Source organism: Paraburkholderia eburnea (assembly GCF_002917095.1).
GTDB lineage: Bacteria > Pseudomonadota > Gammaproteobacteria > Burkholderiales > Burkholderiaceae > Paraburkholderia > Paraburkholderia eburnea.
Map to the genome: position 1 here is coordinate 1 of NZ_PQGA01000034.1, position 12,300 is coordinate 12,300.

Annotated in this window: 6 protein-coding genes; 5 read left to right on the top strand and 1 reads right to left on the bottom strand. The window is 64.5% G+C overall.

All coding sequences use genetic code 11. From position 1 onward, the window contains the following. The first annotated feature begins 257 nt into the window (after nt 1-257). The gene (locus B0G62_RS30070; protein WP_103707814.1) at nt 258-512 is read left to right on the top strand and encodes a hypothetical protein; all 255 of its coding nucleotides are present in this window, start codon (nt 258-260) and stop codon (nt 510-512) included. Nucleotides 513-580: 68 nt separating this feature from the next. On the opposite strand, the gene B0G62_RS30075 is transcribed toward B0G62_RS30070, so the two are convergent. Continuing rightward, nucleotides 581-2,647 carry a glycoside hydrolase family 28 protein gene (locus B0G62_RS30075; RefSeq protein WP_244193435.1) on the bottom strand — a complete coding sequence of 689 codons (2,067 nt, stop codon included), beginning with the start codon at nt 2,645-2,647 and terminating at the stop codon, nt 581-583. 503 nt (nt 2,648-3,150) lie between these two features. Here B0G62_RS30075 and B0G62_RS30080 point away from each other — a divergent pair. From B0G62_RS30080 to B0G62_RS30095, 4 genes are read left to right on the top strand one after another with little or no spacing between them, the layout of a single operon-like run. Next, a complete protein-coding gene (locus tag B0G62_RS30080) occupies nt 3,151-5,040 on the top strand; it encodes a DUF2138 family protein (protein ID WP_103707838.1) in 1,890 nt (629 codons plus the stop codon). Between the two features lie 2 nt (nt 5,041-5,042). Continuing rightward, nucleotides 5,043-5,720 (top strand): DUF1175 domain-containing protein, encoded by a 678-nt coding sequence (locus tag B0G62_RS30085; RefSeq protein ID WP_103707815.1) that lies wholly within the window; start codon nt 5,043-5,045, stop codon nt 5,718-5,720. A 56-nt stretch (nt 5,721-5,776) separates the two neighbouring features. Continuing rightward, nucleotides 5,777-10,537 carry an alpha-2-macroglobulin family protein gene (locus B0G62_RS30090; RefSeq protein WP_244193438.1) on the top strand — a complete coding sequence of 1,587 codons (4,761 nt, stop codon included), beginning with the start codon at nt 5,777-5,779 and terminating at the stop codon, nt 10,535-10,537. Nucleotides 10,538-10,551: 14 nt separating this feature from the next. Further along, nucleotides 10,552-12,264, top strand: coding sequence for a DUF2300 domain-containing protein (locus tag B0G62_RS30095; protein ID WP_407671265.1), 1,713 nt, complete (start codon nt 10,552-10,554; stop codon nt 12,262-12,264). Nucleotides 12,265-12,300 lie beyond the last annotated feature (36 nt).

Sequence of the window (12,300 nt, forward strand, 5' to 3'; positions counted from 1 at the left end):
GGATTGCCCGTGTGAAAGTAGGTAATCGTCAGGCTCCTTATGCAGTGCGTCCAGAACCCCGGCCTCTCCCAGTGAGAGCCGGGGTTCTGGCGTTTGGGTGCATAAATCTACACAAGAGAACGCGCGACCCTTTACCTCTCGTCAAAAACCCCTCGCTGTATCGAGCAGACTTCATGCACCTTGCTGCGTCGCACACTATCATGAGCTTCGGAACGCCGATCCTGAACGCGTAAATCCATCACTCAAAGAGGTGCGCCATGGCCGAACTGCTGCTCGGAAACGTCGAGGGAGACGTTCCTGACGAGGAGATTAACGCCTTTTTGCAAAAGTATGGCTTCCCGCCATACGACGAGATTCAGCGCATAGAAGGCGCGGGGCGTCCTGCCGCTCTGTTGCGATACAACCATCTCACCGATGATTTCCTGCGCACGCTACAACCGCGTATTCACAACATTTTCTGGCACAACCGTACGATCAGTGCACAGATAGTGCCTGTACGCGAAGAAAATTGATCACGCGATCTCTCACCAGAGTACAGAACATCCGTCGGCGCCCGGCCACAAACCGGGCGCCGTTTGCGTTAGCCGACTAGCGACGTGTTATAGGTTGTCCCGTCGATCACCACGTTGCTCAGCGCGATGGCGTTCACGTTATTCACGTAAATTGGCCCCGGATTCGTCGCCGTAGCCGCGCCGCTGCAAACCGGCGTTCCTAGATTGCAGTTCGATATCGTCACTCCGCTGATTGGCAGAACAGTCGGCGTCGGCGCCGGACCGTTGTAGTCGGAGGCGACCGGCCCTTGCGCGACGATCGCCTGGAAGCACGAAGCGGTGGCGCCGTCCGACGTGACATTACTGGCCGTCACGTTCGAAATATTGATGTTCTTTACCACCGGAGGGCTGATGCGAACCGCGTCGCCGGAGGGGCTGTAGTCGCAATCGAAGGTAATGAGGCCACCTTGCGATGCCGCCGGATTCGAACCCGAAGAGCTCGTCGTGCCGACCGCAACCGATGCCGTAATCGGACTGCCCGCAATCATGTTGCTTGAGCCGTAACCCTTGCCGATGAGCGTCACGCCGTTCGGCAGCGTCACGCCATCGATCCAGACGTTCTGCACCGCGCCGCCTCGGTTCATATTGGTCTTGATGCGAATGGCGATATTCAGCGGATTGGTCGCCCAGTTTTCGTTAAGCATGTTGAGATTGCGCGCATAGATATTCTGGATTCCTGCGCTCATTTCGCTGCCCAGCGTGAGGCCACCATGTCCACTGTTCATGGTGCAATTCTGGATCACATGATTCTGCGCCGGCCCATACTCGGTATCGAGCGCCTTGCCGGATTTGATCGCGATACAGTCGTCACCGGTATTGAATTTCACGCTGTCCGCGAGCACGTAATTGCAGGCATCCGGATCGAAGCCGTCATTGTTCGGCCCTATGCTGTCCGCGAAAACCCCTTGAATCACGACGTTTTTGCAGTCAGTTGGATGGTGCTGCCAGAACGGTGTGTTTTGCGTGTGGTAGTTCTGCATCAACACATTAGTACAACAAATAAATTCCACCATGCAGGGCCGCAGATAGTGTCCGTTGCCGAAAATGCGTTGTTCGACTGCCACGCCCAACTCCGCCAATGCGGGGAGATAGTTCTGATCCTGTGCCCATGAGGTGCCCGCATCGAGCAGGGGCAACAGCGTAGCCGAGTCGGGATTCGTGATCGCCGAACTGCTCAGCGACGTGAGCGCGGCATTGTTCGGATTCACATAAGCCTGCGATGGTGTGGACGAACTGGCGCAACCGTAAGCGCCATTCGTTCCCTTGAACGTCCACCAGCAAAACGACGGCGTCGTACCGTGGGCTTGGGCCGGCGTCATCGACTGGCCGTTGAGGATCGAGGTATCGCCTTCGCCGGTCAAGCCGATGTTCTGCTGCTGATATGCATAGACGGGGGAGCCGAAATTCAGGCAATCGTTGGCCTGCCAGCGCGTCCAGTAGAGATTGCCGTTGGCCGTCGCGTGAGGGCCACTCACGGCATAGTCGGCGGGGTTCGGGCTGAAGTAGATCGTGCAGTTCGCGCTCAGATGAAAGTTGACATTGCTAAGCAGTACGATCGGACCGCCGCAGTACCAGTTACCGGCGGGCACGACTACTCGGCCGCCGCCCGCGGCATTGGCGGCGATGATCGCATTGTTGAATGCCGTGCGCGAATCGAAAGTCGTACCCGTGAGCGACGACGAGACCATCTGATCCGCGCCTGGGCTGGTAGGCGAGGCGCTCTGGCCGAGCCATGGAATCGGCGGACTCCATGCCGTCGCGGCGACGACTTGCGAAGTCAGCGGCGTCGCGCCATAGGCGGTGACCTGAAAGTCCACCGAAGCAAACATCGAAGGCGTGATGCCTTGCAACGCGTTGATGATCTGTTGCGCCGCGCCCGTGGAACCCCAGATCGGGTCGGCTGCAACAGGCGTCGTGCTCGTCGCCGCGCCTGCGGGCGTATCTGACGGGTTTCCTCCGCAACCGGGCAAACTGCCCAGCAATGTCGCGCCGGCTGTGGCCCCTGCGAATGCCATGAAACTGCGGCGCCCGGGCGAGGCGGGTGTGCCGGTTGGCTGGACCGGATTGAAGCGCGTGCCATTCTTTTGCGTTGTCATGTATGACGCCTCCTGTTTGTCTCGGTAATGGATTTGTTGTTCTATGCTGCCGTGTGGGCGGTTTGGGACAAGGATTGTTGTTAGACAAGATATAAATTGTCAATCCACATGGTCCAGGTGATGACCCTGATATGACAACTCGACGGGCAACATAGGACTGTCCGCCGCCATAAATCTGTCAGACAAACAGGAGCAGCAAATCAAAAGTGAAAAGCAGCACGTATTTTTTACGTATTAATTGTGCGTCATCAAACTAATTCGGTAATTTATGTATTTAATAATTTGATTAATCATGACGCATATTTCCAATGGATAGAAAGTGCGGGGCATTCATGTTGCTAAAACACCTTTTAGGGTAGTATTCGTGCCTGCCGTAATTAGCCGATCGCGGAGATTTAATCCGTGGCGCGGCATATATCGGCTACATGCCCGTGGCACGCCAGGATGCGGGCGCGCAGGAAATTGCAAGAGAAGACCAATATCATTCCAGGGCGTTCGATCCCATGAAGTTAACGCGCAAAAAGGCCGCGATAACCGTTGCGGTTTTAATCGTTGCGCTGGTCGCCATTCAGGCGATTTGGCGACCATTCGGCGGCAAAGGGGCATTTCGTTCTCACGAAGCCGCATTTGATATTCGATATCCCGACGCCATCATCGACAGCGCAGCGCTTTCGCGCCTGCCGCGCGACATGATTCGCGTGCCGTTGCTGCACGCCTTGCTTACGCGCGATTTCGTCGACTATTACGAGTCGAATGCGGCACGCCTGTCGGCCGAAGGCGCCGTGCGCCGTCTCGCCTTCGAGCACGATCTCGACTGGCGCGATGAACTGATCAAGCGCGTCTTCGACGAACCCTCGCGCGTGCTGCTCTGGCGCTCGCCCGATGGCCGGCTCGGCTACTGGGTCATGACGATGCGTCGCAACGGCCTCGCGAAGCTGATGCAGGCCGTCGGCAATGTCGCTGCGGGCGACACGCAGTTGAGCCAGGCGGCCACGCTTTCCGGTGGCGTGCCGGTGTACGCGCTCAAACTCGCGGTCGGTCACACTCTGCTGTTCGCGGCGAAGGGCGAGCGCCTGGTCGTGATGTCGGAGCCAGGTATCCTGCTCGACGCGGATGGCAAGAACATCGGCGAGCGCGCCTCGGCGCTGGGCAAAATGCTCGACGATGGCGGCGCGGATGCCATGCATACCTACCGCCTCGATGACGCATCCGCCGAAGTCAACGGTCATCGTCTGATTGTCTCGGTCAACTATCTGTCGTTCGGTTATCAGGCCTTTTTCGCGGGCGTGAACGCCTTGCGCTTCGACTTCGCCGCGTCCGGCAAGAACGCCGGCGAGGCAGCCGCCAGCGGCGCATGGAGCACGGCTGCCCTGATCGATCCGGCTCACCTGCCGCAGCATTGGGACAGCGCCGACCTCTGGCGCGCGCTGCCCGCCAACGCCGCCGCGTGCGCGAGCTTGCCGGTGGACTGGAACGATGCCGCCGACCTGTTCGGCAAGCTCGGTGACGGCGAACAGGCCGCCGCGAAGATCGTGCGCGAAAGCTTCGCGGGTCCCGCAGGCGTGTGCTGGTACGCGAAGTCCACGCTCGTGGCGCCGGTCTTCGTCGCCCGTCTCAAAGCGCAGGCCGTGCAGGACCCGGCCCAACTCGCGGCGATCAAGAGCGCGCTCGCGGGCGTGTTCGGCGACGCTATCGGTGCGTACGAAGCGAAGGCGGGCAACGACGCAGGCTATCGCCGCCTGCCCGTGAAGACGAGCGAGCCGTCCGCGGGCGTCACGCTCTGGACGCGTCCGGTGAGCGCGCGCTCGGGCACCGCGCAGAGCGCTGGGTCGTCCTACGCGGCGCAGTTGTCCGCGCCGCGCTATTTCCCGGTCACGCTCGCGCTGGCGCACGGCTACGTGGTGTTCTCGCCCGATGCGCGCCTTGTGGACGACACGCTCGCCGTGCTCGACAAGCGCTATCCGGCCATCGCCGATACGCTCGCGCCGCAGCGTCTTTCTACGACGGTGGTGTCGATCACGCCGGGCACGTCGGCGGCGCTCATCGAACGTGAAGCGGGACGCGCGCTGCCGGCCGATCAGGAGGCCGTTTTCCGTAACGCCGCGCGCACGCATCTGCTGCCGAAGTTGCACGCCGTCGCCAGCTATCCGCCGTTGGCATTGAGCCTGCCGGATTCGCTGCCCTCGTCGTTGGGCTGGGTGCCGGTCGAATGGCACTTCGAGTCGCGCGCGAACGCATCGCCGCGTGGCGATGCGGCGGCGGGGCGTCCGCTTGGCGCTGGTCAGAAAGACACGGATGACGACGCTGCGTCAGCGCGCTCGAACGACCAAGCCGATCAGGCAGATCAACAAGCCGATCAACAACCCGCCCAGCCGGGCACGAGCGGCGACTGAGCATGCGTCGCCGGTTTCTCCTAAGCAGCGCGGCGGCGCTCGGCATCGCGCTTATGCGTCCCGCAAGCGCGCTGACGCCGACCCAGGCCGCGCCCGATCCCGATGCGCTCACGCCCGGGCAATCGGCGATCTTCCGCGCGTGGTTCGCGCGCATCGTCGATCAGCAGATGCGGCGCGGCCCCACGCCGCGCTGGACCCAGCGCGACTGCGCGGGTCTCGTGCGTTTCGCCGCGCAGGAGGCGCTGCGCGAGCACGACGCGCGCTGGCTCAAGGCCAACGGCATGAACAGCGCCGCCGAGGCGAGCCGCCTGCCGCCCGAGTTGCAACTGAGCGAGCGACAGCGCTCGCTCGCCAACCGCTGGACCCGCATCGACGGCAGCGTGGGCGCTTACGCCTCGGCCATCGCGCTCGTCCAGCGCAACAGCCGCTTCGTCTCGCGCGACGTCAATCAGGCGCTGCCGGGCGACCTGTTGTTCTTCGATCAAGGCGACGACCAGCATCTGATGATCTGGCTCGATCGCTACATCGCTTATCACACGGGCACCGTCACGCCGACCGATAGTGGTCTGCGCGCCGTCGCCGTTTCCGATCTGATGCAATGGAAAGATTCCCGCTGGCAGCCGTTCGACGGCAATCCGAATTTCGTCGGTGTGTTTCGTTTCGCGTTTCTGACGCCGTGAATATCACCATGAGTGCCGCCATGCAACGTCTGCTCGCCGCCATGCTTTCTTTCGCGATGTTTTTCCAGCGAGTTTCCGATCGGAAAAGCCGCGCACGCTTCGCAACTTTTAGCGCCGCGTGTGCGCTTCTGCTTGGCGCGGCACTGACGCCCGCCTGGGCCGACGACGACCCCGCGCAGCAGAACATCGACGCCAATCCCACGCTGGGCGCGCCCAATCCGAGCGGCTATGACGGCCAGGTCGTGCAAGGCCAGCCGTTCTTCCTGCTTTCCGATGCGAGCTACGGCAGCAACCAGCTCGCGCAGGTGCGTCTGGAAGCGCCGGGCCGCGAATTCCAGTCGGAACTCGAAGGCTATGGCGGCGCGGATATCGTCGTCTACAAGGTGCCCGATCCGCTCGCGTTCCTGAAGGCGCAGAAGAACCTGCACCGTCTGAACATCAAGCCGAACTATCAGGGCGAGGGACTCGCGAACACGCTTGCCTACCTCTGGGATCGCTGGCTGGGCGACGCGCGCCGCGCCTGGCAGCGCGTGCTGTCGTTCGCGACGCGCAGCAAAGTGACGGAAGCGAAGCCCGAATTCAAGCTCGGCGCTCAGGTGAGCGCGCCGACGCACTTCGAACCCGAATCGCATTTCGCGCCGCTGCGCGGCTATGACCTCGTGACGCGTTTCCGCTATCCGATCTGGAATGCGAAGACGATCCAGCCGCCCAAGGGCGTGAACCTCGAAGGCAGCAGCAGCGAATTCATCGCGGCGTCGTCGGGCAACGTGATGATTCCGGTCGGCAAGCTGGCGCCGGGCCTCTACCTTGTCGAGGCGATGATCGGAAACTACCGTGCGCATACGCTGCTGTTCGTTTCCGATACGGTCGCCGTGGTGAAGGCGGCGTCAAGCGGCCTGCTCGTGTGGACCGCGCGCCGCGACGATGGCAAGCCGGTGCCCAATACCGAAGTGAGCTGGACCGACGGCGTGGGCGTGCTGCAAAGCGGCTCGACCGGCGCGGACGGTGCGCTCGTGCTCGATCACGTTTCGCCCGAACGCAGCTACGTGATCGGCAATGATCCGCAAGGCGGCGTTTTCGTATCGGAAAACTTCTACTACGACAGCGAGATCTACAACACCAGGATCTATTCGGTCACCGACCGGCCGCTCTATCGTCCGGGCGATACGGTGCATGTGAAGTTCATCGGCCGAACCTTCCAGAGCGCCAATCAGTCCACGGCGCCCGTGGCCGCGCAGCTCAAGCTCGACGTGCTCGATCCGAATGGCGCGCCCATCGCGACGCGCAACGTGGATTTCGCATCGGAAACGGGCGGCGAAGCGACCTTCACGCTGCCCACCACCGCGCAGGGCGGCGGCTACACGCTGCGCTTCGACTACAACGGCGACAGCTACGGCGGCGCCTTCCGCGTGGCTGAATACGTGAAGCCGCACTTCGACGTCAATCTGACGATGGACAAGTCCGATTATGCGACCGGCGACACGCCCAAGGGCAAGATCGCGCTGCGCTATCCGGACGGCAAGCCGGTGAAGAACGGCAAGGTGTCGGTCACGTTGCGCGCGCAGAAGGTGGCGATCGTCGATGGCGAATTGAACTACTCGGGCCTGTTTCCGGTGAAGCTCGAACAACAGGAACTGGAAACCGATAGCGATGGCAACGCCACGCTCACGCTGCCCGCCGCGAAGGAGCCTAGCCGTTATGCGCTCACGCTGTTCGCGCAGGACGGCGCGGCTTATCGCGTGCGCGTGACGCGTGAAGTGCTGATCGCGCGCGGCGCGACGCCGTATCGGCTGAGCACGGCCAAATCGTTCTCGCAGCCGCACGAGCGCGTGACGTTCACGCTCGCGGCGCTCGCCAACGCCAGTAATGCGCCGACGGGACACAAGCCCGCGAAGTGGGAGTGGACGCGCCTCGAATCGCAGACCAAAACCGAAGGCACGCTGCCGGCTCCAGGCGCGGATGGCAGCGTGAGCTTCCCGCTGCAATTCGACGAGCCGGGTTCGTACATGCTTTCGGTGAAGGACGATACGGGCAATCTGCTCGCGGCGGCTAGCCACTGGGTCGCGGGCGATGGCCTCAAGGCGATTCCGGGCAGCGTCGAGATCGTGTTCGACCGCGACCACTATCAGATCGGCGACACGGCCGAGGCGCTCATCACCTTCCCGTATGCCGTGGACGACGCGCTGCTCACGCTCGAGCGCGATCGCGTCGAAGCGCGCGCGCTGCTCTCGAAGGGCGCGGACTGGCTGAGCCTCACGCGCGTCGCGCCGACGCAATGGAAGGCGCGCATCAAGGTCGGCCCGGAATTCGCGCCGAACATGACGTTCTCCGTGCTCTATGTGCATGACGGCGAATACGTGTTCCAGAACGCGGGCATCGTGGTCGCGAAACCGTCGATCGACCTGAGCGTGAAGAGCGATAAACCCGTCTACGCGCCGGGCGAAACCGTCACGCTCGATCTCGGCAGCGCGCTGGCCGGCAAGCCTTTGCCCGCGCATCTGACCGTGAGCGTGGTCGACGAAATGGTCTACGTGCTGCAGCCCGAGATCGCGCCGAACATCGCCGACTTCTTCTATCACCCGCGTCGCAACAACGTGCGTACGACTTCGAGCCTGTCGTTCATCACTTATGACCTGGCGTTGTCGGCGATGCGCGGCGCGCCGGGCGGTCCGCAACGCGGCCAGTACAACGAGCGCGGCGTGAAGGTGCTGGAGCGCCCGCGTCGCGACGACATCGACATGGCCGCCTGGCAAGCCGATCTGCAAACCGATGCAAGCGGCCATGCGCGCATGACCTTCCGCATGCCTGACGCACTCGCGCGCTGGCGTGTCACCGTGCGCGCGATTTCGGCGGACGGCACGGTGGGCCAGCGTACGGCCTATGTTCGTTCGGATAAGCCGCTCTATCTGAAGTGGAGCGGCCCGGCGAGTTTCCGCAGCGGCGATCAGCCCGTGATCGACATGATCGCGTTCAATCAGGGCAATGCCGACGTCGATGCGCAATGGACCGTGAACGGCGCGAGCCTTGTGGTCGATCGCAAGGTCACGCTCAAGCCGGGCGCGAACTATCTGGCGTTGCCGCGTGTCGCGCTGACACCGGGTGTCGTCGATTCGAGCCTGCGCGTGAACGGCAAGGACATGGACCGCCTGCAGACCACGGTGAGTCTCGGCGCACCGGGCTGGCTCGATCTGCGCGAGGTGCCCGTTACGCTCGACGCCAATCCCAGGCCGCTCGCGCTCGCGCCCGATGCGCAGGACGTGCGCGTGCGTCTCGTTGCGAATGGCACGAGCCAGTTCGCGCGCGTGGCCGACGACCTCATCGAATATCCGTACGGTTGCGCCGAGCAGACGTCGAGCCGCCTGATCCCGCTCGCGCTCGCCCATGACGTGCTGGGCCGCGATGGCGACAATGCGGGGCCGCAGAGCACGACGCAAGGTATCGAAGCGCGCCTGCGCAACCAGCGCCAGCGCCTCTCGCTGCTCGCCGGGATCAACGGCGCGTTCGGCTGGTGGGGCGATACCACGGGCGGCAGCGCCTTCATCACGGCCTACGCGTATTACGCGGACTGGCTCGCGAGCCGCAGCCTCGGCATCACGCTGCCGGACAGCAACTGGCAGCACGCGCTCGATATCTATCGCGACGAAGGCGCGAAAGAGCCGCTGCTGCATCGCGCGCTCGCACTCTGGCTGCTTCAGCAGATGGGGCAGCCGGTCGCCACGCCGGTGTCGGGCGTGGCCGGGCAGCTTGCGCAGCAGGCATCGGCGATGTTCGATCAGGACAAGGCGTCGCCCGCCTATGGCGTCGAGGACAGCCTGGTGTTCGCGGCGCCCGATTCGCCGCGCGGCCTGGAGGCGGCGGTGGTGCTGACCGCCTACACGGCGCGCGCCACCAACGCCAGCCTGCCCGACGGCTTCGATGCACTGGCCGCCCGCGCCCGCGCCGCGCTCATGACCAACCCGACGCCGCTGATCCAGAGCCTGCTGGCGATGGCGGGCGACGCGGGCACGCCCGTCGATGCGAACGCCGTGCTCTCGCAGAGCAGCGCCTCGTATCCGACCGTCGACCGCGCGCTCACGCTGCTGTGGCTGCGCAAGGCGATGGCGGGTTCGCGCAACGGCGACGCGGCGCAACCGCTGCCGGCCCTGCAGGGTAGCGGCTGGGCGCGCACGACGACGCCCACGGGCGCGAGCCTCTGGAAGTGGACGGGCACGGCGCTGCCGGTTTCGCTCGACGTGGGCGCGACGCGCCCGGACGTTGCCGCGCTGGTTTCGTATCGCAGCCGTGCTGCCCAGGCGAGCCGCTTGCCGGTGAAGATCGAGCGCACGTTCTATCGACTCGATCCGATCGCGCCGAAGACCGACGCCGACAAAGCCGAAGGCCGCTTCACGTTCGCGGCGCATCGCGTGAAGGCGGGCGATACCATCGACAGCAACGCGCTCTATGTCGACGAAGTCACGCTCACGCCGCAGGACAAGTCGGCGCTCCATTACGGTCTGCTCGACGTGCCGTTGCCGCCGGGCGGCTCGGTCGAAGCGACCAGTTGGGGCGTCAGTATCGACGGCCTGCCGGGTGCGGGCGAGGGCGGCAGCGGACCGCAGCCGTTCGCGCGGGCGGCCAGCTACGAAATGGGCGATCTGAGCTATCACCAGCCCGTGCCCTTGCTCGACCGTCCGGTTGCGCTGCGCCAGCTTGTGCGCTTCGCCGTGCCGGGCACGTTCACGATGCCGCCGGCGCGCTACTTCCGCATGTATCAGCCGGAGGAAAAGGCGTATGAGGGTGGCCGCAGCGACCGCATGGTCACGCTGCGCATCGAGTGAGGAGCGAGGTCAAGGTGAGGGCGCGCATCGTCGGCCAGGCCGTGGCGTTGCTGCTGGCGATCGTGTTCGCAGGCGGTGCCGCGAGCGCTCATGCCGCGACATCGGCGTTGCGCTTCGCGTGGCTGCGCGACGGCAGCGCGCGCCTGTGGACATTCGACGCCAACGATCCCGTTGTGAGCGCCGCGCCGGGGCCGGGCGTTGCGCTGCCGACGACGCTGGACACGCCACTGGGCAGCGTTTGGAAACTGTTCGTCTACGCGTATCTCATCGACCGGCAGATACCCGCGCCCGACTATCAATGCGACAGCGGCGATCGCGAAGAGGTGTACTGCTGCATGACGGGCGGCCACATCGACCGCGACCGCGCGCTGGTGCAGTCGTGTGGGCTATTTTTCGAACCGCATCGGCTGCAACTCGATCCGGCGGGCTGGCGGCAATACTGGCGCGCACGCAAGGCGCCCGCGTGGGTGCAGGATCTCTATGCGTTGCGGCCGGACAAACGCGTGCGCGTCGAGGAACTGCTCGCGGCCTTGCAGTCGATCCCGGCGCGTGCCCGCGACGACACGGGCAACACGTTGGTGTCGGTCGTCACGAGCGGGCGCGGCGAAGGCACGGTATCGCTCTACGGCAGCCTCCTGCGCGCCAAGACCTGGACCATGCCCGATACGTCGAAGGCAGGCGGCTACGAGGGCGGCGCCGCGGGCTGGCTCGCCGACGGGACGCCTGTATGGCTGGGCGGGCGCGGCGGCAGCGTGCGCGTGCTGGCGGCTGCGGCGCCGCGCATCGCGCCGCTGGTCGCGCAAAGCCCGGTCGCCGACGACCGCGCATGCGTGAGCGTCGAATTTTTTTCCCGATATCCAATACGAAACGTTTTCGATATGCGCGCGGGCGGTCGCCCCGCGCAAGTGGGCCTGCTCGACGGCGCGTTCAGCGTGGCCTTCGAAAACGGCAATTCGCTGCCGATCGAAAGCCATGGCGATATGCGTCTCGATCGCGACGACGACGGCAAGCTCCATATCGTCGGGCGTTTCGGCATGAACGACTACATCGCGCGCGTGGTCGAGCGCGAGGGCGACACGGCGCAGCCGCAGGCGGCGCGGGCGCTGGCCGTGGCGGCGCGCAGCTATCTCGTGCAGAACGCGGGGCGTGAACGCGGCTGCTACGAAATCGACGACAGCAGCCGCACGCAGCGCGTGTTGCCGCGAGCGCCGCGCGCGGCGTCGCGCAACGCCGCCGACTTCACCGACGGCCTTGTGCTCGCGGGCGTGCCCGTGCAGTTCCACCACGACAAGGCCGCGCCCGGGCAGATGAGCTGGCTCGACGCGAAGGCCGCCGCGCAGCGCGGCCTCGACTTCGACGCGATCCTCGCGCGCACCTGGCCGCAGGCCACGCTCACGTCGTTCGCCAGTCCGCTTGCGGGCGATTGCGAGCCGGTGGCAGGCGCGCGCGACTGGCTGGGCCGTCAGGCGCCGGTTTGGGCGCGGCGTCTGGCCAGCGAGCCGGGTTATGAGGAACCCGAACTACCGGCGGTGTGCGAAGTCACTTCGGGCCGCCCCTATGCGGACGCCGGGCGCAACCGCGTCTATATCCGCCGTCTGCGCTCCGACGATGACCGCATCGCGCTCACGCACGAATATCTGCACCTGGCATTCGCGCATCATCCGCGCGGCCAGGACGAGACTTTCATCGAGCAGACCGCGCGCAAGCTGATTCTCACAGGAAGTTGAATGACGATGAAACCGTTCGCGCAAGCCTTCGTTTGT

Coding starts and splice junctions, on each gene's coding strand:
- B0G62_RS30075 (WP_244193435.1), bottom strand. CDS start 2,647: ATGACAACGCAAAAGAATGGCACGCGCTTCAATCCGGTCCAGCCAACC.
- B0G62_RS30080 (WP_103707838.1), top strand. CDS start 3,151: ATGAAGTTAACGCGCAAAAAGGCCGCGATAACCGTTGCGGTTTTAATC.
- B0G62_RS30085 (WP_103707815.1), top strand. CDS start 5,043: ATGCGTCGCCGGTTTCTCCTAAGCAGCGCGGCGGCGCTCGGCATCGCG.
- B0G62_RS30070 (WP_103707814.1), top strand. CDS start 258: ATGGCCGAACTGCTGCTCGGAAACGTCGAGGGAGACGTTCCTGACGAG.
- B0G62_RS30090 (WP_244193438.1), top strand. CDS start 5,777: ATGTTTTTCCAGCGAGTTTCCGATCGGAAAAGCCGCGCACGCTTCGCA.